General features: G+C 68.4%; 23 protein-coding genes and 2 tRNA genes. 8 read left to right on the top strand and 17 right to left on the bottom strand.

All coding sequences use genetic code 11. From position 1 onward, the window contains the following. The first annotated feature begins 1 nt into the window (after nt 1). From ACVFI9_RS00125 to pknB, 5 genes are read left to right on the top strand one after another with little or no spacing between them, the layout of a single operon-like run. Nucleotides 2-1,234, top strand: a complete 1,233-nt coding sequence (locus ACVFI9_RS00125; RefSeq protein ID WP_474764018.1) for a PP2C family protein-serine/threonine phosphatase — start codon at nt 2-4, stop codon at nt 1,232-1,234. After that, entirely contained in the window at nt 1,227-2,630 is a 1,404-nt protein-coding gene (locus ACVFI9_RS00120) for an FtsW/RodA/SpoVE family cell cycle protein (RefSeq protein WP_474764017.1), read from the top strand. Before ACVFI9_RS00125 ends, ACVFI9_RS00120 begins: the two co-directional genes overlap by 8 nt. After that, a complete protein-coding gene (locus ACVFI9_RS00115) occupies nt 2,627-4,081 on the top strand; it encodes a peptidoglycan D,D-transpeptidase FtsI family protein (RefSeq protein WP_474764016.1) in 1,455 nt (484 codons plus the stop codon). The genes ACVFI9_RS00120 and ACVFI9_RS00115 overlap by 4 nt, the downstream gene beginning before the upstream one ends. Further along, on the top strand, nt 4,078-5,820 hold the full coding sequence (locus ACVFI9_RS00110) for a protein kinase domain-containing protein (protein ID WP_474764015.1): 1,743 nt from the start codon (nt 4,078-4,080) through the stop codon (nt 5,818-5,820). The genes ACVFI9_RS00115 and ACVFI9_RS00110 overlap by 4 nt, the downstream gene beginning before the upstream one ends. Before the next feature lie 32 nt (nt 5,821-5,852). Next, on the top strand, nt 5,853-7,550 hold the full coding sequence (pknB, locus tag ACVFI9_RS00105) for a Stk1 family PASTA domain-containing Ser/Thr kinase (RefSeq protein ID WP_474764014.1): 1,698 nt from the start codon (nt 5,853-5,855) through the stop codon (nt 7,548-7,550). A gap of 56 nt (nt 7,551-7,606) precedes the next feature. Here the strand turns inward: pknB and ACVFI9_RS00100 are convergent, their stop codons facing one another. Genes ACVFI9_RS00100 through ACVFI9_RS00090 form a run of 3 tightly spaced genes read right to left on the bottom strand, consistent with a single transcriptional unit; the run spans nt 7,607 to nt 9,215 of the window. Next, nucleotides 7,607-8,245 (bottom strand): anthranilate synthase component II, encoded by a 639-nt coding sequence (locus ACVFI9_RS00100; RefSeq protein ID WP_474764013.1) that lies wholly within the window; start codon nt 8,243-8,245, stop codon nt 7,607-7,609. Further along, entirely contained in the window at nt 8,246-8,401 is a 156-nt protein-coding gene (locus tag ACVFI9_RS00095) for a hypothetical protein (protein ID WP_360510571.1), read from the bottom strand. It lies immediately after the preceding gene. A 1-nt stretch (nt 8,402) separates the two neighbouring features. After that, nucleotides 8,403-9,215 (bottom strand): class E sortase, encoded by an 813-nt coding sequence (locus ACVFI9_RS00090; RefSeq protein WP_474764012.1) that lies wholly within the window; start codon nt 9,213-9,215, stop codon nt 8,403-8,405. A 71-nt stretch (nt 9,216-9,286) separates the two neighbouring features. On the opposite strand from ACVFI9_RS00090, the gene ACVFI9_RS00085 reads away from it, so the two are divergent. Next, entirely contained in the window at nt 9,287-9,526 is a 240-nt protein-coding gene (locus tag ACVFI9_RS00085) for a cell division protein CrgA (protein WP_474764011.1), read from the top strand. Nucleotides 9,527-9,734: 208 nt separating this feature from the next. On the opposite strand, the gene ACVFI9_RS00080 is transcribed toward ACVFI9_RS00085, so the two are convergent. Together ACVFI9_RS00080 and ACVFI9_RS00075 are read right to left on the bottom strand one after the other, a co-directional pair. Continuing rightward, the gene (locus tag ACVFI9_RS00080) at nt 9,735-10,364 is read right to left on the bottom strand and encodes a rhomboid family intramembrane serine protease (protein ID WP_474764010.1); all 630 of its coding nucleotides are present in this window, start codon (nt 10,362-10,364) and stop codon (nt 9,735-9,737) included. Nucleotides 10,365-10,599: 235 nt separating this feature from the next. Further along, a complete protein-coding gene (locus ACVFI9_RS00075) occupies nt 10,600-11,139 on the bottom strand; it encodes a peptidylprolyl isomerase (RefSeq protein ID WP_474764009.1) in 540 nt (179 codons plus the stop codon). 119 nt (nt 11,140-11,258) lie between these two features. Here ACVFI9_RS00075 and ACVFI9_RS00070 point away from each other — a divergent pair, with 119 nt between their 5' ends. Together ACVFI9_RS00070 and ACVFI9_RS00065 are read left to right on the top strand one after the other, a co-directional pair. Continuing rightward, nucleotides 11,259-11,768 (top strand): hypothetical protein, encoded by a 510-nt coding sequence (locus ACVFI9_RS00070; RefSeq protein ID WP_474764008.1) that lies wholly within the window; start codon nt 11,259-11,261, stop codon nt 11,766-11,768. A 634-nt stretch (nt 11,769-12,402) separates the two neighbouring features. Then, complete coding sequence (locus ACVFI9_RS00065) at nt 12,403-12,654, top strand: hypothetical protein (protein ID WP_474764007.1); 252 nt, start codon at nt 12,403-12,405, stop codon at nt 12,652-12,654. 171 nt (nt 12,655-12,825) lie between these two features. On the opposite strand, the gene ACVFI9_RS00060 is transcribed toward ACVFI9_RS00065, so the two are convergent. From ACVFI9_RS00060 to dnaA, 12 genes are all read right to left on the bottom strand, one after another. Further along, nucleotides 12,826-13,272, bottom strand: coding sequence for an NUDIX hydrolase (locus ACVFI9_RS00060; protein WP_474764006.1), 447 nt, complete (start codon nt 13,270-13,272; stop codon nt 12,826-12,828). A 63-nt stretch (nt 13,273-13,335) separates the two neighbouring features. Next, a complete protein-coding gene (locus ACVFI9_RS00055) occupies nt 13,336-14,442 on the bottom strand; it encodes a zinc-dependent alcohol dehydrogenase (protein ID WP_474764005.1) in 1,107 nt (368 codons plus the stop codon). Nucleotides 14,443-14,630: 188 nt separating this feature from the next. After that, on the bottom strand, nt 14,631-14,849 hold the full coding sequence (locus ACVFI9_RS00050; RefSeq protein WP_474764004.1) for a hypothetical protein: 219 nt from the start codon (nt 14,847-14,849) through the stop codon (nt 14,631-14,633). A 202-nt stretch (nt 14,850-15,051) separates the two neighbouring features. Then, nucleotides 15,052-15,124, bottom strand: a tRNA-Ala gene (locus tag ACVFI9_RS00045). 44 nt (nt 15,125-15,168) lie between these two features. Continuing rightward, nucleotides 15,169-15,242: transfer RNA gene (locus ACVFI9_RS00040), tRNA-Ile, on the bottom strand. Nucleotides 15,243-15,404: 162 nt separating this feature from the next. Beyond that, entirely contained in the window at nt 15,405-15,809 is a 405-nt protein-coding gene (locus tag ACVFI9_RS00035) for a DUF3566 domain-containing protein (protein WP_360510580.1), read from the bottom strand. A 6-nt stretch (nt 15,810-15,815) separates the two neighbouring features. Continuing rightward, a complete protein-coding gene (gene gyrA, locus ACVFI9_RS00030) occupies nt 15,816-18,341 on the bottom strand; it encodes a DNA gyrase subunit A (protein WP_474766338.1) in 2,526 nt (841 codons plus the stop codon). 82 nt (nt 18,342-18,423) lie between these two features. Beyond that, on the bottom strand, nt 18,424-20,436 hold the full coding sequence (gene gyrB, locus ACVFI9_RS00025) for a DNA topoisomerase (ATP-hydrolyzing) subunit B (protein WP_474764003.1): 2,013 nt from the start codon (nt 20,434-20,436) through the stop codon (nt 18,424-18,426). 123 nt (nt 20,437-20,559) lie between these two features. After that, nucleotides 20,560-21,036 carry a DciA family protein gene (locus ACVFI9_RS00020; protein ID WP_474764002.1) on the bottom strand — a complete coding sequence of 159 codons (477 nt, stop codon included), beginning with the start codon at nt 21,034-21,036 and terminating at the stop codon, nt 20,560-20,562. Continuing rightward, entirely contained in the window at nt 21,029-22,237 is a 1,209-nt protein-coding gene (recF, locus tag ACVFI9_RS00015) for a DNA replication/repair protein RecF (RefSeq protein WP_474764001.1), read from the bottom strand. The genes ACVFI9_RS00020 and recF overlap by 8 nt, the downstream gene beginning before the upstream one ends. 99 nt (nt 22,238-22,336) lie before the next feature. Next, nucleotides 22,337-23,485, bottom strand: coding sequence for a DNA polymerase III subunit beta (gene dnaN, locus ACVFI9_RS00010; protein WP_474766336.1), 1,149 nt, complete (start codon nt 23,483-23,485; stop codon nt 22,337-22,339). Between the two features lie 444 nt (nt 23,486-23,929). Continuing rightward, on the bottom strand, nt 23,930-25,387 hold the full coding sequence (gene dnaA / locus ACVFI9_RS00005; RefSeq protein ID WP_474764000.1) for a chromosomal replication initiator protein DnaA: 1,458 nt from the start codon (nt 25,385-25,387) through the stop codon (nt 23,930-23,932).

Raw genomic sequence — 25,387 nt, 5'->3', positions numbered from 1 at the left:
CATGGCGACGGTCAAGGCGAGCGCGGCGGTCTCGCACGTCGGGCGGATCCGCTCGAACAACCAGGACTCCGGCTATGCCGGGCGGCGGCTCTTCCTCGTCGCCGACGGCATGGGCGGTCACGCGGGCGGCGACGTGGCGAGCGCCATCGCGACGACCCGCATCGCCGACGCCGACGCCGATTACCCTTCGGCTCCGGATGCCGCGGCCGCCCTCGAGGGCGCTCTCGTCGCCGCCAACCGCCAGCTCGCCGAGACGGTGGCCGGCCACTCGGAACTCACCGGCATGGGTACCACCGTGAGCGCCCTGCTGGTGCAGGGCGACCGGGTGGTGATCGCGCACATCGGCGACTCCCGCATCTACCTGCTGCGCTCAGGCGAGCTCAGCCAGATCTCGACCGACCACACGTTCGTGCAGCGACTCGTCGACGCCGGACGCATCACCGCCGAGGAGGCGATGGTGCACCCGCGGCGTTCGGTGCTGATGCGGGTGCTCGGCGATGTCGAGAGCTCCCCAGAGATCGACTCGATGGTGCTCGACGCCCGCCCCGGCGACCGGTGGATGCTCTGCTCCGACGGCCTCTCGGGCGTCGTCTCCTTCGACGAGCTGCACGACCTGCTCTCGACGGATGCCGGGGCGAAGCAGGTCGCCGACCGGCTCGTGAAGGCGTCCCTCGACGGCGGTGCCCCCGACAACGTCACCGTCGTCGTGGTCGACATCGGCGATCCGCCCGCACCGGCCACCCCGCCACTCGTGGTGGGCTCGGCCGCCGCCCCGCTCGCGTTCGGCGCCGCCGCGGAACCGGTGCGAGCCCGGGGCATCCGGCTGGCTCCGTTCCGGCCGCACCCGGTGCAGGAGACGCACTTCGAGCCCGACTCGGAGGACTACTTCGACGAGCTGATCGAGGAGGACGAGCGTCGCCGCCGCCGGCGGCGCATCATGTGGATCTTCTGGGTCGTACTGCTGATCGCCGCCATCGTGACGACGTTCGTGGTCGGCTACCAGTGGACGCAGACCCGCTACTACGTCGGCGAGTCGAACGGCCGGGTCGCGATCTTCCAGGGCATCCAGCAGGATCTCGGGCCGATCTCGCTGCACGAGCTGCACACCGAGACCACGATCGACATCGCCGACCTGCGCACGTACGACCAGCAGCGGGTGGAGCAGACCATCAGCGCCGGCTCGTTCTCCGAGGCCTACCGCATCGTGCAGCGACTGGAGGAATCCGTTGACTGACCAGCGAACCGCGGGCGGAGTCTCGACGGGCACGCCTCCCGGCGGCGTCCGGCGCATCCGCCTCCCGCAGCGACTGCGCAACACCGAGCTGTGGCTCCTGGCCCTCGCGTGCATCATCAACATCGGCGCGCTCCTGCTCGTGCAGCTCGGTGCCATGGGCGGCATCGACACGCAGCTGATCCTGCTCGGATTGGGCCTGTCGGTGCTCGTGTTCGGCCTGCACCTCGCGATGCGTTTCGTGGCTCGCGACGCCGACCCGTTCCTGCTCCCCGTCGCGACCGTGCTCAACGGCCTCGGCATCGCCATGATCTACCGCATCGACATCGCCGACGGCGAGAGCGGCTGGGAGAGCGCGTCGGTGCGGCAGATCGTGTGGAGCGCGATCGCGATCGTCGCGGCCATCGCCACCATCCTGACGTTGCGCAACCATCGCGTGCTGTTCCGCTACACCTACCTCTCGGGCCTCGTGGCCATCGTCCTGCTCCTGCTCCCGCTCGTGCCCGGCATCGGCCGGGAAGTGAGCGGCGCACGTGTGTGGATCGGCATCGGGGACGTGGCGACGTTCCAGCCCGGCGAGATCGCGAAGATCGCCCTCGCCGTCTTCTTCGCCGGCTACCTCGTGCGCAACCGGGACTCGCTGTCGATGGTCGGGCGCACCGTGCTGGGCATGCGATTCCCGCGGGCTCGAGACCTCGGTCCGCTGCTCGTGGTGTGGGCACTGTCGATGGCGGTCATCGTCTTCCAGCGCGACCTCGGCACGGCCCTCCTCTACTTCGGCCTGTTCCTCGTGATGCTCTACGTGGCGACGAGCCGGCTCTCGTGGGTGGTGCTCGGCCTCAGCCTCTTCATCGGCGGCGCGATCGTCGCGAGCCAGACGCTCGACTACGTCGGCAACCGGTTCGCGAACTGGCTCGACCCGTTCAACCCCGAGCGGTTCGACCAGGAGTTCGGCGGCAGCTACCAGCTCGTGCAGGGCCTGTTCGGGCTGGCGAACGGCGGGCTCATCGGCACCGGCTGGGGACAGGGGCGGCCCGACATCACGCCCGTACCGCAGAGCGATTACATCATCGCGAGCCTCGGCGAGGAGCTCGGGCTCGCCGGTATCTTCGCCATCCTCGCCCTCTACGTGCTGTTCGTGGCGCGCGGGTTCCGCATCGGGTTCGCCGGGCAGGACGACTTCGGCAAGCTCCTCGGCGTCGGCCTCGCCTTCGTCATCGCGCTGCAGGTCTTCATCGTCGTCGGCGGCGTCACGCGCGTCATCCCGCTCACGGGCCTCACGACCCCGTTCCTCGCGGCCGGCGGCTCGTCGCTCGTCGCGAACTGGATCATCGTTGCCCTGCTGCTGCGGCTCTCGGACACCGTGCGCAACCACCCGAGGCTGGTGATCGAGGGATGAACCGCGAGCTCAAGCGCGTGACGATCGTCGCGCTCCTCATGTTCCTGGCGCTCTTCGTGTCGACCACGATCATCCAGTACGTGCAGGCCGAGAACCTCGCCGCCGACCCGCGCAACTCGCGCACGCTCTACGAGAGCTACTCGGTCGAGCGCGGACCGATCCTCGTCGACGGCACGCCCATCGCGTTCTCGCAGCCCACCGACGACGACTACAAGTTCCAGCGCGTGTACGCGAACGGGCCGCTCTACGCGCCCGTCACCGGGTACATCCCGGTGAACGGCGAGTCCACCGGCCTCGAGCACGCGCTGAACTCGTACCTCAGCGGCCAGTCGTCGAGCCAGTTCTTCGACCAGCTCAACCGGCTCATCTCCGGGCAGGACCCGATGGGAGCATCCGTCGAGGTCGCCATCGACCCGGTCGCCCAACAGGCGGCCTGGGACGCGCTCGGCGACTACACCGGCTCGGTGATCGTCACGGAACCGTCCACGGGGCGCATCATCGCCATGGTGTCGAAGCCCACGTTCGACCCCAACGCGCTGACCGTGCACGACAGCTCCCAGGTGCAGGCGACGTACGAGGGACTGCTCGCGGATCCGGCCGACCCGTTGTTCAACCGTGCCATCGGCGGCGACATGAACCCGCCCGGCTCGACGTTCAAGCTGGTCGTCACGGCGGCCGCGCTCGAGTCGGGCCGGTACACGCCGCAGTCCACCTTCCCGAATCCGGCGACGCTGACCCTGCCGGGCACCGACACGGTGGTGCGCAACTCCGGCGGCGGCACCTGCGGGCCGGGCGCCGAGGTCACCCTCGCCGACGCGCTCCGCCTCTCGTGCAACATCCCGATGGCGGAGCTCGGCATGGAGCTCGGCGATGCCGCCATTCGCGAGCAGGCCGAGAAGTTCGGCTTCAACTCCTCGTTCGAGATCCCCACGCCGACCGAGACGAGCGTCTACCCTCGCGTGCTCGACGAACCGCAGACCGCGCTCAGCGCCTTCGGGCAGAGCGACGTGCGGGCGACGCCCCTGCAGATGGCCATGGTCTCGGCCGCGATCGCCAATGGCGGCATCGTCATGAAGCCCGATCTGGTCGACGCCATCACGGCCCCCGACTTCACGCCGTTGCAGGAGTTCGAGGGCGCCGAATTCGGCCGCGCGATCAGCGAGGACACGGCGAACACCATGGTGCAGATGATGGTGGACGGCGTCGAAAGCGGGGCCGCGAGTAATGCAAGAATAGACGGCGTCAGCGTGGCCGGTAAGACGGGTACAGCAGAGAACGGAGAGAGTGACCCCTACACTCTCTGGTTCACGGGTTTTGCCCCCGCCGACAGCCCTCAGTATGCGATCACGGTACTCGTGGAGGATGGCGGGGGACTTGGTCAGGAGGGGTACGGCAATCTCATCGCCGCACCCGTCGCAAAGCAGGTACTAGAGGCGGTGCTGAACAAATGAGACCGAGCGCAGGGCTCACCTTCGGAGGGCGCTACGAACTGCAGTCCCGGATCGCCATCGGCGGCATGGGCGAGGTGTGGCAGGCGACGGATCTCGTCATCGGCCGTCAGGTGGCGATCAAGATCCTGAAGGACGAGTACCTCGGCGACCCCGGCTTCCTCGAGCGGTTCCGCGCCGAGGCGCGCCACGCCGCCCTCGTGAACCACGAGGGCATCGCGAACGTCTTCGACTACGGCGAGGAGGAGGGCAGCGCCTACCTCGTCATGGAGCTCGTGCCCGGCGAGGCCCTTTCCACCATCCTCGAGCGAGAGCACGTGCTCTCCACCGACAAGGTGCTCGACATCGTCGCGCAGACCGCGGGCGCACTGCAGGCCGCACACGCGGCCGGCCTCGTGCATCGCGACATCAAGCCCGGCAACCTGCTCATCACACCCGACGGGCGCGTGAAGATCACCGACTTCGGCATCGCCCGCATCGCCGACCAGGTGCCGCTCACCGCCACCGGCCAGGTCATGGGCACCGTGCAGTACCTCTCGCCAGAGCAGGCGTCAGGGCATCCCGCGTCGCCGACGACCGACATCTACTCGCTCGGCATCGTGGCCTACGAGGCGCTCGCCGGGCGTCGACCGTTCACCGGCGAGTCCCAGGTCGCGATCGCCATGGCGCAGATCAACGAGACGCCGCCCGACCTGCCGGTCACCGTGTCCGAGCCGGTCCGCAACCTCGTGTACGCGTCCATCGCGAAGAATCCGGCCGATCGCCCGCAGTCGGCGGCCCACCTCGCGCGCGCCGCGACGGCGCTGCGACGCGGCGATGTGCAGGGGGCGGCGGCGGCCGTCCCGGCCGTGCTGGGTGCCGCCGGCGGCACCGCCGCGACCATGCTCATGCCGCAGCAGGGCGCGACGGCGGCGACCACGGTACTGCCCTCCGCGGCGGGCGGATACGCGGCGGGAGCTGCCGCTGGGCTCGGTGCCGGAGACGTCGCGACGACCGAGACCGTCGACGAGGAGACCGCTGAGCGCAAGCGCAGCCCGTGGACCTGGCCGCTCATCGTGCTCATCGCGATCCTCGCGATCGTGCTCATCGGCACCATCATCGCGATCGCGATGAGCCAAGGCGGCGGCGACGACGACCCGACCTCCACCACGGCGCGTCCGACCGCCACGACGGCGCCTCCGACGGCGACCACGCCGCCCACCACGCAGGCGCCGCAGACCATCCAGATCGACCGCAATGCCTACATCGGCATGAACATCGACGATGCCGCGGCGGAGATCGAGGCGCTCGGCCTGCCCGTCACCCGCCAGGCCGGTGCTGCGGCGACGGAGCCCGGCCTTGCGAACACCGTCTCGGAGGTGAACCCGAGCGGACCGGTGCAGCCCGGCACGACGATCACGCTCACCTACCTCACCGACCCGGTTGCGCCCACCGCACCGTCGTCGGCGCCCACAACGAACACGAATCCGGCCGATCCGGGCTCGCAGATCACCGTGCAGTGGTCTCCGCAGACGTGCCCGGCCGGACAGACGCTGAGCGGCTACGAGGTCGCCGTCACGGGCGATGCATCCGTTCCGAACAACCCGGTCTTCGGACCCGGTACGACGAGCGCGCAGATCAACGTCAATGATGCGCCCGGCGGATCGTTCGAGGTCACCTACCGTTACTTCTGCGGTCAGCTCGACTCACCGTTCTCGCCCGCCCTCACGGTCGACATCAAGGCCGCCAACGGCAACGGCTGACGGGCGAACTGGGACGTACGGAACGGAGCTGCATGGTGAGCGATGAGGGACGCGTACTCGCGGGTCGATACCGCGTGGGTGCACTCATCGGTCGGGGCGGCATGTCCGACGTGCACGTCGGCACCGACAGCCGCCTCGGTCGCCAGGTCGCGATCAAGCTCCTCAAGCCGCAGCTGGCGACCGACCCCGCCTTCCGCATGCGCTTCCGCCAGGAGGCGCAGTCGGCGGCACGCATGGCGCATCCGACCATCGTGCGCGTCTTCGACGCCGGCGAGGAGACGGTCGTCGACGCCGCCGGGCACGAGGTGCAGCTGCCGTTCATCGTCATGGAGTTCGTCGAGGGGCGGCTCCTGAAGGACATCATCCACGACGGACCACTCGAGCCGGTCGCAGCCGTCCGCGTCATCGACGGAGTGCTCACCGCGCTCGAGTACTCGCATCGGGCGGGTGTCGTGCATCGCGACATCAAACCCGGCAACATCATGATCACCACCACCGGCCAGGTGAAGGTCATGGACTTCGGCATCGCGCGAGCGGTGTCGGACTCGGCGACCACGGTCGCCCAGACCACCGCGATCCTCGGCACCGCGTCGTACTTCTCGCCCGAACAGGCGAAGGGTGAGACGGTCGACGCGCGCACCGACCTCTACTCGACGGGCGTAGTGCTCTTCGAGATGCTCACCGGTCGTCCGCCGTTCCGGGGCGACACCCCGGTGGCCGTCGCCTACCAGCACGTGAGCGAACGGCCCGTGAAGCCGAGCGTCATCAACCCGAAGGTCTCCCCCGCACTCGACGCGGTCGTCATGCACGCGCTCACCAAGAACCGCGAGGAGCGCTACCAGACGGCGGCCGAGTTCCGCGCCGACGTCGACGTCGCCGCCACCGGCCGGGTGCCGGTGCATCAGCAGCCCGACGAGGCGACCCTGCTCTTCGGGGCGCCGACGGGCGCGCTCTCGACCTCTGAGCTCGCGCTGCGCCAGCTCACTGAAGACGAGACCGTGACGCGCACCCAGCGTCGACCGCCCGCGGTGTGGATCTGGTCGGGCATCATCGGCGTCGTCGTGATCGTCGTCGCCGTCATGTACTGGGCCTTCAACCTCCAGCCCGCCGACGACCTTCCGTCGAACGCCCGCGAGATCCCCGCCCTCGCGGGCGCGACGTACGAGGACGCCGTGCAGCAGTTGCAGGAGCTCGGCCTTCCCGCGAGCCGCATCGACGAATCGAGCGAGACGGTGCCGGCCGGACAGGTGATCCGCACGGACCCGCCGGCGGCGGAGATCGTCGACTCGGGCACGGCCGTGACCATCTGGGTCTCGTCCGGACGACAGGCGGTGACGGTACCCGACCTGCGCAACAAGACCCTCGAGCAGGCGAAGGCCGACCTGCAGGCGGTCGGCCTGGCGCCCGGCACCGAGACCCGAGAGAACTCCCCGTCCGTGGCGGCCGACACCGTGCTCGGCACCTCGCCGGAGGCCGGAAGCTCCGTCGAGGCCGGGTCGACCGTGGACTTCCGGGTCTCGAGCGGCATGGTGACGCTCACCGACCTCACGGGCCAGACGCTCTCCGCGGCGAGTTCCTACCTCTCGGCCGAGAACCTGCAGCTGAACCCGGTGCCGAAGCCCGACCCGTCCTGCAAGTCGCAACCGGGCTCACCCGTGACGCAGCAGTCCCTGCCGCCCGGCGACGTTCCGCAGCGATCCACGGTCGAACTCACCTACTGCGCCGGCTGACGCCGCGGCGGAGGGCGTCCCGAGGGTCGTGAGGCCGCCAGCCCGACCCACGTGCGTCAGCTCGACCGCACCAGGGGGTTCAGGTGCACGGCGCGCTCGCGCGCCTCGGGGAGGCCGGCGACCGCGAGCCAGTTGCCGAGCATCCGGTACCCGCCCTCGGTGAGCACCGACTCGGGGTGGAACTGCACGCCGAAGATCGGCGCCGACTCGTGCCGGAGCCCCATGATCACGCCGCCCTGGGTGCGGCTGGTGACGACGAGCTCTGGCGGCACGGTGTCGTCGACGACGGCGAGCGAGTGGTACCGGGTGGCCGTGAACGGCTGCGGCACCCCGGTGTAGAAGTCGCTGTCGTCGTGCGTGATGCTCGAGGTCTTGCCGTGCATGAGCTCCTCGGCATTCGTCACCACCGCGCCGAACGCCTCCGCGATCGCCTGATGTCCGAGGCACACGCCGAGCACCGGCTGGCCCGTCGAGAGGGCGGCTTCGACCACCGGGATCGACACACCCGCATCCGACGGCTTGCCGGGCCCCGGCGAGATCAGCACGGCGTCGTACTCGGCGATGCGCGCCGCGACCTCCTCGGGTGCGATCGCGTCGTTGCGCACCACCTCCGTCTCGGCGCCGAGCTCCTGCAGGTAGCCGTTCAGCGTGTAGACGAAGCTGTCGTAGTTGTCGATGACGAGGACTCTGGTCATTCACTCCACCGTGACTTCGATCGGATTGACGATGCCGTCGACCCATGGGAACACCCACGTGAACAGGGCGAACACCACGGCCGCGGCGAGCAGCAGGAGCAGGAGGATCCGCAGCCATACGGGGCCGGGAAGCACCCGCCAGAGTGCAGCGTACATGTCAGGACTCCCAGGTTGCGACGACGTCGGCGATCTCGGCGGGCGGGCCGGCCGTGCTCGGCCGCCACGATTCGAGCACCCCGTACGCGATGATGCGCTCGGCGGTCGAGTACAGCGGATTGCAGCTCGTGAGCGTGATGAGGCGGTCGACCGGCTGCAGGTCGGGATGATGCGGCACGGGTGCCAGCACCTCGACCGTCTCTGGCGTCACGTACTCGAGGTCGCGGAAGCGGTACGTGTACCAGCCGTCGCGAGTCTGGACGTAGATGGCGTCACCGAGGCGCAGCTGCTCGATCTCGTGCATGCCGCCGCCGTAGGCGCTGCGGTGCGAGGCGATCGCGAAGTTGCCCACGTCTCCCGGCATCTGGGTCTCGGGGTAGTGCCCCACCCCGAGCGCGTTGCTGTTGAGCACGTCGAGCCCGACGCCCTCGGCGATGCGCCGTTGCGAGTCCTCGCCGAAGCGGGGCACATACATGATGGCGAACGGATCGCCGTCGGGGAATGCGGCGGCCACCACAGGGTCGCCGTAGTCCTCGACGACGGGTGCCTGGTCGTCGGCCCCGTCGGCTCCGTCGCCGCCGCCGTCGCCGCGGTCGGCTCGCGCCTCCTCGAGCCACTCCGCACTGAGACCGGATGCCGCGTTCGACTGCTGCCCGGCCATGATGGCGTCGTTCCACCACAGTTGCCAGCCGAGGAACAGCAGGATGAGCACACCGGCCGTGACCAGCAGTTCGCCGAGCACGCCGATGACACCGACCCGCCGGGGCGTGCGCTCGCCGGGCGCGCGAGGCGGCTCGGACTGCTCGGCGGACATATGAGCGATTCTATTCCCGCGGCAACCGACCCGGCTGGGAGTCCCCGGCCCACTCGGCTAGAATCGCCCGCATGGCACGTACGAAACCCTCGAAGCCCGCGCGCGCAGAACAGGTGAGCGGCGAAGACGCCCCGAACCCCGTCTGGTTCAAGCCGGTGATGTTCGGCTTCATGCTCGTCGGCCTCGCCTGGATCATCGTCTTCTACGTGAGCCAGGGCCGGTTGCCCGTCGCCGATCTCGGCTCGTGGAACATCCTCATCGGCTTCGGCATCGCCTTCGTCGGCTTCCTCATGACCACCCGCTGGCGGTAGCCGGCGGCGATTTCCATCGAGTGGGCGGATGTCGCGGCATCCGCCCACCGTCATGTTCTCCACAGGCCATGAACACGCTCGCCCCCCGTTGTCCCCCGAGTTGGCGTCAATTACAGGCGTGTAACTCTCCCCAACTGTGGACAGCGTTGTGGATAACTCGCACCCTCGCCGGCCTGGCGCAACGCCGTGGGTCGTCGCTTCCAGCGACTCAGACGATCGGCAGGTAGAAATAGCGCAGGCTCAGCACCACGAGCACGGCCACGAGTGCCACGAGCAGCCACACCTGCAGCGTCTGCTGCGAGCGCTTGCGCGTCTCGACGTAGATGAGGCCGACGAGCGCACCGACCACGAGGCCGCCGAGGTGGGCCTGCCACGCGATGTTGAAGCCCGGGATGAACCCGATCACGAGGTTGATGCCGAGGAGCACGAACAGCTGCGTCGTCTGCCCGCCGAGCCGCCGCTGGATCACGAGGAACGCGCCCATGAGGCCGAAGATCGCTCCGGATGCCCCGACCACGCCGGTTCTCGGGTCACCGAGCCAGAGCACGCCCACCGAGCCCGCGAATCCGGCGATGAGGTAGAGGGCCAGGAATCGCCACCGACCGAGGATTCCCTCGAGCAGCTGACCGAAGATCCACAGGGTGTACATGTTCAGCAGCACGTGGAAGAGCAGTCGGTTGGAGTGCACGAACACCGACGTCAGCATGCGCCACGGCTCGAAGTTGAACGGCGGCGAGTACACGCCGGCGTAGAGCAGTCGCTCGGTGAGCGCCAGCCCGGGAACCAGCTGCAGCAGGAACACCGCGAGCGTGATGCCGATGAGCGTATACGTCACCACCGGTGCTCCACGCCGCGCCGCCGACCGCATTCGAGTGACCACGGCAGGCGTCGTCCGCGGTGCCGAAGCACGCTGTTCGCGCATGCACTCGGGGCAGATCACCCCGACAGGCGCGGGCGTCTGGCATTCGGGGCAGATCGTGCGCCCGCACCGCTGGCACAGGATGTAGCTCGGCCGATCGGGGTGCCGGTAGCAGGTGCCTGGCCGATCGGCGTCGGCGTCGCTCACCGGGGCGTCAGGCCTGCTCGACGGTGACGCTCTCGATGACGACATCCTCGAGGGGACGGTCGCGCCCGTCGGTCGGAACCGACGCGATCTTGTCGACGATGGCCTGGCTCGCGGCATCCGTCACCTTGCCGAAGATGCTGTGCTTCCCCTGCAGCCACGTCGTGGGGCCGACCGTGATGAAGAACTGGGAGCCGTTGGTGCCGCGGCCGCCCTGGATGCCGGCGTTGGCCATGGCGAGCACATAGGGCTCGGTGAAGTCGAGCTCGGGGTTGATCTCGTCGTCGAACTGGTAGCCGGGGCCGCCGATGCCCTGACCGAGCGGGTCTCCGCCCTGGATCATGAAGCCGGGGATGATGCGGTGGAAGACCACGCCGTCGTACAGCGGCTTGGTCGACTTCTCACCCGTGCCGGGGTGGGTCCACTCGATCTCACCCGTCGCGAGGCCGACGAAGTTCTTGACCGTCTTGGGCGCGTGGTGCCCGTAGAGGTCGACCTTGATCGGTCCGTGGTTGGTGTTGAGGGTCGCGACTGCGGTGTGGATCGGCATGCCCTTATTCTGTCATGCACGGATTCGTCAACCGGCATGCAGGTTTGGGACTCCCACCCCGCTATCAGCCGTTTCGGTGGCAAGATGGAGGGGTTCGCTGCACAACGATGGAGGTCGAGATGAGCCTGTCACGCAAGCGCCGGAAGGAACTCAAGCGACTGCGCAGCAGTGCGGAAGAACTCTGGGGGGACCAGCAGCACGTGCTCGCCGAGGCGAACGCGGTCGCGCGGGAGGCGAGCCGAGCACTCGGCAACCTCACTCGTGAGGAGTTCGTACCGCGCGTGCGCACCGGCTATGAGAGCTACGTCCGTCCGGGCGTCGATCAGGCTCGCAACGCCATCGAGCGCACCGTAGGCAACGCCCTCGGCTCGGTGCTCTCCATCGGCGACATCGCCAACGACGCACGCGTACGCCGGGCCATCGGCCGCATCTCTCCGAGAGCGGTGGCCGTGGTCGAGAAGAACCGCGGCCCCGGTGTCGGAACTTATCTCGCGGTCGGCGCGGCCGTCGTCGTCGCGGCGGGCGTCGCCTACGCCGTCTGGCAGACCTTCCGCGCCGACGACGAGCTCTGGGTCGCCGACGACGAGCCCACGCCGACCCCGGCGCCGGCGGCGGCGCCTCCGGCCTGACGCCGCACGACGCCTCTGCAGTTCTCGCGATGGCCTCGCCCTCTGGGCGGGGTCATCGTCTCTTGGGCGGGGCCCATCGTCTCTGCGGCGGGGTCATCGTCATCTGCGCATGCGCCCGAGACGTACGAATCCGGCCGTCGTCCCGATCGAATCCTGCCAATCACAGGAATCTGAGAAATCGCCTTGCGTTCCCGGCGAGAATCCCGCTACTCTGTTGACTCGTGCCTGACCAGGCCGAATCACGAGAGGAGTTGATACCCATGATGACGCGCCGAATCTTCACACTGCCGCGCACGGGAGTCCTCCTCGCGTACGCCGCCTGCTAGCGGGCTTCGTCGACCTCTCGCGCTGCTGCGCCTGACGTCACTCCGCCCGCTCGGGCGTGACCTGCGGGTCCCCTCCCGCGACATCCGCCGATCTCGTCGCCACGACTGAGACGACCCTCGGATGCCTCGCCGGCACCGCACTCGCCGTCACGCACCGGCTCCCGACGCGCGCTCGCGCGCCCTCGCAGCCTCCCCCGCGCACGCTCGCGCTGATCCGTCGGGCGCACGCATCCCGCACGACCACGGATCGCCCCGCCCTCGGCAACCGCCGTCGGGCACCTCGCAACACCCCAACCGAAGGAAACATCGTGAACGCGAATCCCCTCACCGCCGGCGCGACCCGCCAGGGCCGATCCGTCGAACTCAGTACCCAGGCACGCCATCTGCGTCAGCGCATGGCTCGCCGTGCCGGGCTGGCGCTGCTCGCCTGGAGCAACCGCCAGGACGAGCGCCGCAGCCACGGTGCGGTGCAGCTCCGTCGAGAGGCCGAGCAGGCCGCGACCCGGGCGCGCGACGACCAGTTCCAGCGACTGGCCGTGCTCGCCGCACCGATGGTGTGACGATCATGGGCACCTTCCCCACCGAGCCCCCGCGGCTCGCGACTTCATCACTCGATGGAGATCTCTGCCGCGGGGGCTTCGGCCGTGCGCGGCGATGGCGAGAGCGCACCGACCTCGGCGTCGCTGCGTTGCCGCCGTCGCCGTGCACGTTCGCGGACCGTCCTCGATCGATCAGGATGCCGGGCGCGGTACGCCGTCGGCCGGTTCATCCGCATTGAGCCGGAGCGCGATGTCGAGCAGGCTCACCCGGTGCAGCTCCGGAACCTGCTCGAGCGGGAACCACCTGGCCTCGTCGCTCGACCCGCCGACCTCGTTTCGGAGCTCCCCGCCCGTGACCGTCGCGCGGTAGACGATGCGCATCGCATAGAGCGGCGACTCGCCCCGATGCCGTCGTGCGGCGGGCACGACCATCGTGTCGATGCCGAGGAGGCGGTCGATGGCGGCCTCGTAGCCGGTCTCCTCGAGGATCTCCCGCCTCGCCGCCTGCACCGGGTGCTCGGCGCCGTCGATCCCTCCCCCCGGCAGCGTCCAACCGGAGCGACCGTGCTCGTTCCAGTGCGACAACAGGATCTCGCCGTGGCGGATGATCACCCCGTACGCGGCGATGCGGATGTCCATCACGTCACTGTACCCCGCGGTCCGAGGGCTGCCGATGCCACTGGGACCGGGCGGGTTGCGACCTCAGACGTACTCGGGATGCACGGAGACGTGGATCGCCGATCCGTCGCCGGCGTCTCCGGCGAGCGTGTCGATGGCAAGGCCGACCTCGTCGAGACCGAACGAGTGCGTGTGCAGCTTCTCGAGCGCGAAGCGCCGCGACCCGATCAGGGCGATCGCCTTCTCGTTCGCGACGGCATCGACGCCGAACGCGCCCTTCACCGTGAGGGCGCGGTTGATCAGGAGGTCGGTGACGAGCGGAATCTCGCGTCGGCCCTTGAGGCCGGCCAGCACGACGACACCGCCATGGCGCACCGAGGTGAACGCGTCGGTGACGGGCTGTGCCGCCATGGGCGTGACCTCGAGGGCGACATCCGCCATCCTCCCGTCGGTGGTCTCGGTGATTGCGTCGACGATGTTCCGACCTTCGTCACCGTCGACGATGACGGTGTGGTCCGCGCCGAGCTCGCGCGCGACCGCCAGCTTGTGGCGATCGCGTTCGAGGCCCGTGATGATGACCGTCTTCGCCCCGGCCGCCTTGGCGGCGATGACCGCTCCGATGCCGCGCTGCCCGGCACCGAGCACGACGAGCGTGCCGCCGAGGCCGACGCCGCCGAGATCGACCGCCCAGCGCACGCCCGCGCCGATCGGGTTGTACATGGCCGCGATCTCGACCGGCAGCGTCCTGTCGATCTTGTGCACGACGGTCGTCGGCGACAGGTACATGTACTCGGCGAATCCGCCCCACAGGGACGGTGCCACCTCGACGCCCGTGACGCCGTGCCCATAGGTGCGGAACCGACACGCCTGGTAGCGCCCGGTGAGGCAGTCAACGCATGCGCGGCACGGGACGATCACCTCGACGGCGACGCGGTCACCGACCTGGACGCCCCAACGCTCCGCCGCTCGGTCGCCGAGCTCCTCGATGATGCCCAGCGGCTCGTGGCCCGGGATGAACGGGTCCCGCTCGCCCCCGAGGTGGCCGCGGTAGATCTCGACATCGCTGCCGCAGATGCCGTTCGCTTCCACCCGCAGCAATGCAGAGTCGGGGCCGATCTCGGGCCTGCGGAACTCGCGAATCTCGATCGTTCGCGGTCCGGTCTGCACGGCGGCACGCACCATCTGCGTCATGCGGGGTCTCCTTCGATCCGTTCTTCGGCGATTCAGGATCGCCGCGAACGGTCGAGCCGGCCAGTCCGAGTTCTACCGTACGGAAGACCTCCGTCGACGGGGTCGCGGCCGGTAGGGAGAACGTGAGTCGGCGGCTCGGACACGAGGTTCCGAGCCGCCGACGACCGTGCGAAGAAGCGTCAGGGGCCTCAGTCGCCGCAGATGCCCCTGGCGGTCTCGTTCTTGCCCTGGCCGCCGAGCGCCGTGACGACGTCTCCGACGTTCGTGAATCCGAGGGCGCCTTCGGTGTTGATGGTCTTGTGCACCTGGCCGAAGCAGGCAGCGTCGGCGGGCGCAGCGTGGGCGGCGCCGGCGAAGCCGAACGTGGCGAGAGCGGTGATGAATCCGGTGGCGATGATGCGCTTCATTGGATGTTCCCTTCCGTCGGCGGGTGCATGTTCACCCTTCACCACTGACTTCCCCTCGCGACGCGGTATCGGATGCACGGCGTCGCGCAATTCTTGCGACGGCGTCGAAGTGCGCACGCATCGGGATGCCGCGGGGCCGACGAGGCACTCCCCTGCGTGGAGGGCTCGGCAGGATGAGATCGACCTGACGGGTGACGAGATGTGGAGCCTAGGAGAATCGAACTCCTGACATCCTGCTTGCAAAGCAGGCGCTCTACCAACTGAGCTAAGGCCCCGGAGACGGAGGCCGCGGCATCCGTCGGTGTGGAGTTGTTCGGGGTGGGGATACGAGGACTTGAACCTCGGACCTCTTCGTTATCAGCGAAGCGCTCTAACCGCCTGAGCTATATCCCCGAATTCGGCCGAAGGACAGACTACCCGACGCTGCGGGATTCGCCCAATCGACGCCGACCCGGCCCCGCTCCCGCGCGATCTGCGCCACTTCGCGCGCCGCTGCGCCAGTTGAACTGGCGCACCGGACGGCGAACTGGCGCGGAGCCGGGCAGCCGGGCGGCCTCAGTTGTTGGTGAACCCGACGAGCAGGCCGCCCGTGATCTTCACGCTGAGGTTGTAGAGCACGGCGACGATGGCGCCGAGCGCAGTGGTGACGACCAGGTTGAGGAGCGCCGCCACGACGGCGAAGCCCATCACGTTGCCGAGCGAGAGCACCGACGTGAGGTCGCCGCTCGAGCCCGCGACATCCTGCACGAGCGAGTTGACCTGCTCGAAGATGCCCGTCGAGCTCAGCACCGTGTGCACGAGGAACGTGACGACGATGCTGATCACCGCGAGGGCCACCGCGACGAGGAATGACAACTTCACCGCGGACCAGAAGTCGATGTACACAAGGCGCAACCGCACCTGCTTCGCCGGGGGGCGGCGGTTGGTCTTGCGAGCCAGTTTCTCGGCGACGCTACTCATGGACGGTTACTCCTCCCCCGCGGGTTCAGCCGCTTCGGTTTCTGCGGCCTCCTCCACGAGATTCCGTTCGGAATTCTTCGCGATGGCGATGATCCGGTCGTCATCCGCGAACTTCGCGAACACGACGCCCATCGTGTCCCTGCCCTTGGCCGGAACCTCGGCGACGTCAGAGCGTACCACCTTGCCGCTGGCAAGAACCACCAGCACCTCGTCGGCGCTCGAGACGATGAGCGCCCCTGCCAGGTCGCCGCGATCCTCGCTCAGCTTGGCCACCTTGATGCCGAGTCCGCCGCGCTGCTGCTTGCGGTACTCCTCGACGCGAGTGCGCTTGGCGTAGCCGCCCTCGGTCACGACGAACACGTACGTGTCACTCGTGCTGAGCTTCTGTCCGTTGTCATCGGACGACGTCGGCGTCGAGACATCCGGCCCGCCATCGCCGTTCGATGCGGGCACGACGGATGCCTCGAGCAGGCTGTCTCCGTCGCGGAAGCTCATGCCCTTCACACCAGAGGTCGAGCGTCCCATGGGTCGGAGCGCCTCATCGGTCGCCTCGAATCGGAGCGACATGCCCTTGCGCGAGACGAGCAGGATCTCGTCGTCGTCGTCGGCGAGCATCGCCGAGACGAGTTCGTCGCCCTCGCGGAGGTTGATGGCGATCACCCCGCGCGAGCGGTTGGTGTCGTAGGCGGTGAGCTCGGTCTTCTTGACGAGCCCGTCGCGGGTCGCCAGCACGAGGTACTGCGCCACCTCGTAGTCGCGGATGTCGAGGATCTCGGCGATCTGCTCGTCGGGCTGCATCTCGAGGAGGTTGGCGACGTGCTGCCCCTTGGCGTCGCGGCCGCCCTCCTGGATCTCGTACGCCTTCGCCCGGTAGACGCGACCCATGTTCGTGAAGAAGAGCAGCCAGTGGTGCGTCGTGGTGACGAAGAAGTGCTCGACCACGTCGTCGGCGCGCAACTGCGCGCCGCGCACGCCCTTGCCGCCGCGGTGCTGCGAGCGGTAGTTGTCGCTGCGGGTGCGCTTCACGTAGCCGCCGCGCGTGACGGTGACGACCATCTCCTCCTCGGGGATGAGGTCCTCGACCGACATGTCGCCGTCGTATCCCGGGAGGATGTGGGTGCGGCGCTCATCGCCGTACTTGTCGACGATCTCGGCGAGCTCGTCGGACACGATCGCGCGCTGGCGCTCGGGCGACGCGATGATCGCCCGGTAGTCGGCGATGAGGGCCTCGAGCTCCTCGGCCTCGTCGATGATCTTCTGGCGCTCGAGCGCGGCGAGCCGGCGAAGCTGCAGCTCGAGGATGGCGCGCGCCTGCAGCTCGTCGATGTCGAGCAGGTCGATGAGTCCGTCGCGGGCCTCCTCGACGGTGGGCGAGCGGCGGATCAGCGCGATCACCTCGTCGAGTGCGTCGAGCGCCTTGAGGTAGCCGCGCAGGATGTGCATGCGCTCCTCCGCCTTGCGGAGGCGGAACTGCGTGCGACGCACGATCACTTCGATCTGGTGGTCGACCCAGTGCGCGACGAAGCCGTCGATCGAGAGCGTGCGCGGCACGCCGTCGACGATCGCGAGCATGTTCGCGCCGAAGTTCTCCTGCAGCTGCGTGTGCTTGTACAGGTTGTTGAGCACGACCTTCGCGACCGCGTCGCGCTTCAGCACGATCACGAGGCGCTGGCCGGTGCGGCCCGAGGTCTCGTCGCGGATGTCGGCGATGCCGCCGATCTTGCCGTCCTTCACGAGGTCGGCGATCTTGATCGCGAGGTTGTCGGGGTTCACCTGGTACGGCAACTCGGTCACGACGAGGCAGGTGCGGCCCTGCAGCTCCTCCACCGACACCACCGCGCGCATGGTGATCGAACCGCGACCGGTGCGATACGCGTCGTTGATGCCCTTCACGCCGAGGATCTGCGCGCCGGTCGGGAAGTCGGGTCCCTTGATGCGCTGGATCAGCGCCTCCTGCAGTTCCTCGCGCGTCGCCTCGGGGTGCTCGAGGTACCACTGGGCACCGGATGCCACTTCGCGGAGGTTGTGCGGCGGGATGTTCGTCGCCATGCCCACGGCGATGCCGACCGAGCCGTTGACGAGGAGGTTCGGGAATCGCGACGGCAGGATCGACGGCTCCTGGGTGTGGCCGTCGTAGTTGTCCTGGAAGTCGACGGTGTCCTCGTCGATGTCGCGCACCATCTCGAGCGCGAGCGGCGCCATCTTCGTCTCGGTGTACCGTGGCGCGGCGGCGCCATCGTTGCCCGGTGAGCCGAAGTTGCCCTGTCCGAGCGCCAGCGGGTAGCGCAGGCTCCACGGCTGCACGAGGCGCACGAGCGCGTCGTAGATCGCGGTGTCGCCGTGCGGGTGGAACTGACCCATGACGTCGCCGACGACGCGGGCGCACTTCGAGAACGCCTTGTCGGGTCGGTACCCGCCGTCGTACATGGCGTAGATGACGCGGCGGTGCACGGGCTTCAGGCCGTCGCGCACGTCGGGCAGGGCCCGGCCCACGATGACGCTCATCGCGTAGTCGAGGTACGACCGCTGCATCTCGAGCTGCAGGTCGACCTGGTCGATGCGCCCGTGGATGCCGTAGCCCTCGCCGCTGTCGTCGGCCCCGGGGTTGATCACGTCAGATGTCAAGGAAACGCACGTCCTTCGCGTTCTTCTGGATGAAGTTGCGGCGGCTCTCGACGTCTTCGCCCATCAGGGTCGAGAAGATCTCGTCGGCTGCTGCCGCGTCCTCCATGGTCACCTGCAGGAGCGTTCGGGTCTCGGGGTTCATCGTCGTCTCCCAGAGCTCCTGGTGGTTCATCTCGCCGAGACCCTTGTACCGCTGGATGCCGTTCTCCTTGGGGATGCGCCAGCCCTTCGCGGTGCCGTCGCCGACGAGCAGGTCGCGCTCCTTGTCGGAGTACACGAACTGGTGCTCGGCGTTCGACCACTTGATGCGATAGAGCGGCGGCTGCGCGAGGTACACGTAGCCCAGCTCGATGAGCGGCCTCATGTAGCGGAACAGCAGCGTGAGGAGCAGGGTCGTGATGTGCTGGCCGTCGACGTCGGCGTCGGCCATGAGCACGATCTTGTGGTACCTGGCCTTCTCCGTGTTGAAGTCCTCGCCGATGCCGGCGCCGAACGCCGTGATCATCGCCTGCACCTCGTTGTTCGCGAGCGCGCGGTCGAGGCGGGCCTTCTCGACGTTCAGGATCTTGCCGCGCAGCGGCAGGATCGCCTGCGTCTCGGGATTGCGTCCCTGCACGGCCGAGCCGCCGGCCGAGTCGCCCTCGACGATGAAGATCTCGGAGACCGACGGGTCCTTCGACGAGCAGTCCTTGAGCTTGCCGGGCATGCCGCCCGACTCGAGCAGCCCCTTGCGCCGCGTCGCCTCGCGTGCCTTGCGTGCCGCGAGACGCGCGGTCGCCGCCTGGATCGCCTTGCGGATGATGTCGCGGGCCGGCCCCGGGTTGCGCTCGAACCAGTCGCCCAACTGATCGCCGGTGACCTTCTGCACGAACGACTTCGCCTCGGTGTTGCCGAGCTTGGTCTTGGTCTGGCCCTCGAACTGCGGCTCGCCGAGCTTCACCGAGATCACCGCCGTGAGGCCTTCGCGCACGTCGTCGCCCGAGAGGTTGTCGTCCTTCTCCTTGAGGATGCCCTTCTCGCGCGCGTAGCGGTTGATGAGCGTCGTCAATGCCGCCCGGAACCCCTCCTCGTGCGTGCCGCCCTCGTGCGTGTTGATGGTGTTCGCGTAGGTGTGCACGGACTCGGTGTACGCCGTCGTCCACTGCATGGCGACCTCGAGTGCGATCTTCCGCTCGGTGTCCTCGGACTCGAACGAGATGACCTCCTCGTTCACGAGGTCGGCCTTCTTCGAGCGGTTGAGGTACTCGACGTAGTCGACGAGGCCCCGCTCGTAGAGGAAGGTGTCGGACCGCGGGTGGATCGTGATCGCGCCGGTGGTCGGCGTGTCCTCGGGGTCGATCTCCTCCTTGCCCACGCGCTCGTCGGTGAGCGTGATGCGAAGGCCCTTGTTGAGGAAGGCGTACTGCTGGAACCGGGTGCGGAGCGTCTCGTAGTCGAACTCGACGGTCTCGAAGATGTCGGGGCTCGGCCAGAAGGTGATCGTCGTGCCGGTCTCCTCGGACGCCTCGCCCTTCACGAGCGGGGCGTCGGGCACGCCGACGGTGTACGACTGCGTCCAGACCGAACCCTGGCGGCGGACCTCGACCTCGAGCCTGGACGAGAGCGCGTTGACGACGGATGACCCGACGCCGTGCAGGCCGCCCGAGACCGCGTACCCGCCGCCGCCGAACTTGCCTCCGGCGTGGAGCACGGTGAGGACGACCTCGACGGTGGAGCGGCCCTCGGTCTTGTGCACGTCGACCGGGATGCCGCGGCCGTTGTCGACCACGCGCACGCCGCCGTCGGGGAGGATCGTCACGTCGATGGCGGTGGCATACCCCGCCAGCGCCTCGTCGACGGAGTTGTCCACGATCTCGTACACGAGGTGATGCAGGCCGCGCGGTCCGGTGGAGCCGATGTACATGCCCGGCCGCTTGCGAACCGCTTCGAGGCCCTCGAGTACCTGGATGTCATCAGCGCCGTATGCCGGCTTCTGCTGGGCCTTCGCGGGTTCGGCTGTCATGTGTGAATCGGGCTCCTGACCGTCATTCTGGCGACCCTTCATCCTATCAAACGGAGGCTGTGCCCCGGCCCGGAAGCGCCGATCTGAGGGGATGAAGCGGGCTCAGTGACCGAATTTGCCGTCTCAGCCGTAAGTATCGCGCGGGCCCCGCCCTGGAACCGATCTGGGGCCCCTTTTCCAGGTGGGGGCATCCGGCCCTTGGAAGCGGATGGTCTCGATTCCCGAATCCGGGCTCCGATCGAGGATGCGGGTCACCAGTTCCGTGCGCATCAGGCGCAGCTGGGTCGCCCACGCGGTGGACTCGCAGCGCACCTGCAGCACGCCGTTGTCGATCGCGATCGCCTCGGTGTGCTTCGCGATCTCCTCCCCCGCGACCTCGGCCCACGACGCGAGCACCTCGTGCTGCGAGAGCGGGGCCGTCCAGCCGAGTTGGGTCGTGAGCCCGTCGATCGCGTCGCCGAGGGGCTTGGGGTCGCGACCAGGCGTGAAGGGCTCGCTTCCGGATGCCTCGCGCGTGCGATTGCGCGCCCGGCCAGGACGCGGTCGCGTGTCGCCGAAGATCTCGCGGAAATGCTGGTATACGCGCGCCGCCTCAGACATCGGTCGTCTCGCTCTCGACGATGCGGCCCGCCTCGATGTGCACGATTCGCGCCGTGAGCGGCTCGGGGACGTCTTCGAGCACGGCCGCCGTGACGAGGACCTGCTCGAAGCCGCCGATCGCTGCCGCCAGGCGCTCCCGGCGAAGCCGGTCGAGCTCGGCGAACACGTCGTCGAGCACCAGCACCGGGTCGCCGGTCGACGAATCGCGCCGCAGCAGCTCGGCCGAAGCGAGCCGGAGCGCGAGCGCGAACGACCAGGACTCGCCGTGGCTCGCGTACCCCTTGGCCGGCAGGCCGTTGAGGAGCAGCGCGACATCGTCGCGGTGCGGCCCGACCAGGGTGATGCCACGTTCGAGCTCCTTCGGGCGCAGCCGGCGCACGGCGTCGGCGAAGCGGCTCCGCGTGCCGGCTGCGCCCGAAGGAGCCGACGAGTCCGCGGGTCGAGGAGCCGACGAAGGAGGCGTCTCGAAACCCGCACCGCCCGCATCGAGATCGACGTCGCCCCCGTCGATCGACAGCAGCGGCCTGAGCTCAGGACGATGATCGGCGTCGACGATCGAGCGGTACGCCGCCGCGAGCGGGGCCGCGAGCTCGCTGATGAGCGCCACCCGCTGGTCGATGATCTCCGACCCGAATTCGACGAGGCGTTCGTCCCAGATCTCGAGCGTGGGCAGCTTCGCGGCCGCGAGTCCTCGCGCGCGGGCGCTCTTCAGCAGGGAATTGCGCTGCTTCAGGACGCGGTCGTAGTCGGCCATGACCCCCGCGAGCCGCGGCGTGCGCTGCACGAGGAGCTCGTCGAGCAGCCGTCGCCTGACCGACGGCTCACCGCGCACGATCGCCAGGTCTTCGGGGGCGAACAGCACGCTGTGCGCGTATCGCGGAAGCTCCCGGGCCTTCACCGGGGAGCGGTTGAGCTGGGCCCGATTGGCGCCCTGCCGGTTGAGCTGCACCTCGACCAGGAGCTCGCGGTCGCCGTGCGCCAGGAGCGCGCGGATGATCGCGGCATCCGCCCCGGCCCTGATCAGCGCCTGGTCGCCCGAGACCCGGTGCGACCCCAGCGTGGACAGGTACCCGATCGCCTCGACGAGGTTCGTCTTGCCCTGGCCGTTCCGCCCGACGAGCACGGTGGCACCAGGCCCGAGCGAGAGCTCGGCGCGCTCGTAGTTGCGGTAGTCGGTGAGGGAGAGGCGGGCGACATGCACGCTGAACTCCCTTCGATCACGCGGCATCCGGGAGTTTCCACGCTACCGCCCACCGCCGACCTCCCGGCGGCCGCATATGGGCCTCGTGACGGCGCGGGCTCAGCGCAGCAGCAGGTTGGGCTGCAGCAGGTAGCGATAGGTGTCGGCGCCGGCCTGTTCGCGCGACGACTGGCTCGTGATGAGCACCGGTCCGGGCTTGTTCGGATTCTCGGTCTTCGTGAACGAGATGCGCACGAACTCCGAGTGCACGGCGCCGAGTCCGTCGAGCAGGAACTGGGGCTTCAGCGAGACCACCGTGTCATCGCCCGTGAGGATCGCGTCGATCGACTCCGAGGCCTGCGCCTGCTCGCTGCCGATGGCCTCGAGCGTGAGCCCGTCGGCCGTGAACGTGTAGCGCAGGGCGGCCTCGCGCTCGAGCACAAGCGCGACGCGGCGGGTCGCCTCGATGAGCTCGGCGGTGTTCATGACCGCGTAGTTGTCGACGGTGTCGGGGAACAGCCGGCGCACCGGGGGGAAGTTGCCCTTGATGAGCAGCGAGGTGACGGTCTTCCGGTCGGCGCTGAAGGCGATGAGCTCGCGGTCGTCGCGGCTCGTGATCGAGACCGAAATGGTGCCCGAGTGGCCGAACGTCTTGCCGACCTCCTGCAGCGTGCGTGCCGGCACGAGTGCGGTGAGCGTGTCGTCGGTGGCGACGTTGCCACCGTCCCAGTCGATCTCGCGAACCGCCACGCGGTAGCGGTCGGTCGCGACGAGACCCAGGTGGTGCTCGCGCACCTCGAGCTGCACGCCCGTGATCACGGGGGTGACATCGTCACGGGATGCTGCGACGGCGACCTGCGCGACCGCCGTCGCGAACTCCTCTGCGGGTACGACACCCGATTCGCCGGAGATCTCGGGGATCGACGGGTACTCCTCGACCGGCATCGAGAGCAGCGTGAAGTTCGACGAACCGCAGCTCACCGAGATGCGCGCGTCTTCCGTCGAGACGCGCACGGGCGCGTTCGGCAGGCGACCGGCGATCTCGGCGAGCAGGCGGCCGGACACGAGCACCGTGCCGGGCTCCTCGACATCGGCCTGGATCTCGGTCTGGGAGGAGACCTCGTAGTCGAAGGAGGACAGCACCAGCCCGTCGGCGTTCGCCTGGATCAGGATGCCCGAGAGGATCGGCAGGGTCGTGCGCTGCGGCAGCAGCTTGACGGCGAAGGACACGGCCTCACTGAAGACGTCGCGATTGACCTGGAACTTCACGGTTCTCCCGTCGTGGATGGCGCATTCGTGGGTTCCCATGCTATCCGCAGGGTCGACGCCGCGGAGGGTCATTCCGATCCCGCCGGGCCGTGCGACGACACCTCGACTCGATTGTTGTCGGGGCCCCTCGGTTAACCAGTTTTCTCTTAACGGTGTTAACCGCTGTGGAAACTGTGGATGGTGTGCAGCGATCCGCGGAATGACGCCCGAGGCGGGGCATCCGATCTGTGCACAGTGTGTGGGCTTCGCAGCGGATGCCGCAGATGCGTGCCTCGCCCGGAACCGAGTTGTGCACAGGGTGCGGCATTGTCTCAACAGTGTTGACGGCGTTGCTCGTTAACAATCCACAAGTTGTCCACAGCTGTGGGATTCGCCGTCAGCGGGTCGCATACGGTGCCGGAGAGCGCATGGGGCGGCGGGATCGATCCCCTTCGGGGCATCCGGTCAGCGGTAGCGTGTCGTCTGCTTGATGCGTGCGGTGAGCTCGGTGACCTGGTTGTAGATCGACCGGCGCTCCTTCATGAGCTCGGAGATCTTCTTGTTCGCGTACATGACGGTGGTGTGATCGCGGTTGCCGAAGAGCTGGCCGATCTTCGGCAGCGAGAGGTTCGTGAGCTCGCGGCACAGGTACATCGCGATCTGTCGCGCGGTGGCCACCGCCTGCGAGCGACTCGAGCCGTAGAGGTCGTCGACGGTGAGCTTGAAGTACTCCGCGGTCGCCGTGATGATGTCGACCGGCGCGACCACGTTGTCGGAGTCGTCGGTGATGAGGTCCTTCAGCACCGTCTGCACCAGCGGCATGTCGACCGGGGTGCGGTTCAGGCTCGCGAAGGCCGTGACGCGGATGAGCGTGCCTTCGAGTTCGCGGATGTTGCTCGAGACCTTCGAGGCCATGTACTCGAGGATGTCGTCGGGCACCTGCAGGCGCTCGGACTGCGCCTTCTTGCGGAGGATCGCGATACGCGTCTCGAGGTCGGGTGCCTGCACGTCGGTGATGAGGCCCCACTCGAACCGGCTGCGCATGCGATCCTCGAAGCCCGTGAGGTGCTTGGGCGGCACGTCGCTCGTGATCACGACCTGCTTGTTGTGGTCGTGCAGCGTGTTGAAGGTGTGGAAGAACGCCTCCTGGGTCTCCGCCTTGCCCTGCAGGAACTGGATGTCGTCGATGAGCAGGATGTCGATGTTGCGATAGCGCTGCTGGAAGAGCGAACCGCGGTTGTTGGCGATCGAGTTGATGAAGTCGTTCGTGAACTCCTCGGAGCTCACGTAGCGCACCCGGATGCCCGGGTACAGGCTGAGGGCGTAGTGGCCGATGGCGTGGAGCAGGTGCGTCTTGCCGAGGCCCGAGTCGCCGTAGATGAAGAGCGGGTTGTACGCCTTCGCGGGCGCTTCGGCGACCGCGACCGCGGCCGCGTGGGCGAACCGGTTCGACTGGCCGATGACGAAGCTGTCGAACGAGTACTTGGGGTTGAGCCGGGCGTCGCGCGGCCGATCGGGACTCGTGTTCTCGAACACCGACTGCGGGGATGCGGGCATCTCCACGGCGTTGGCGTAGTCGCCGGGTAATGCGGATGGTGCGGATTGCCCCGGTTGCCCGGCCTGCCCGGACGGCGGCTCGGGTGCGCGCGCCTCCTCGAGGTCGGGATTCACGACGACGTAGAAGGAGGTGACGGCGGACGGTGCGTCGATGACGCTCATCGCCGAGAGCAGGGAGACCCGCATGCGCTGGTTCAGCATGCTCGCCGTGAAGTCGTTGGGCACCTCGAGGTAGAAGGTGCCGGCGGCGATGCCCTTCGGCTCGACGAGGTTGAGGAATCCCTGGAGCATCGGCGTGATCGCCTCGTCGTCGGAGAGTCGGTCGAGGACGGTTGCCCATGTCTCTGAAATGGGCTGCTCTGTCAT

It is taken from the genome of Agromyces sp. NSFZ, from assembly GCF_056156205.1.
The sequence above is the reverse complement of the archived record's forward strand: the minus strand, read 5'-3'. Positions and strand labels throughout refer to the sequence as shown.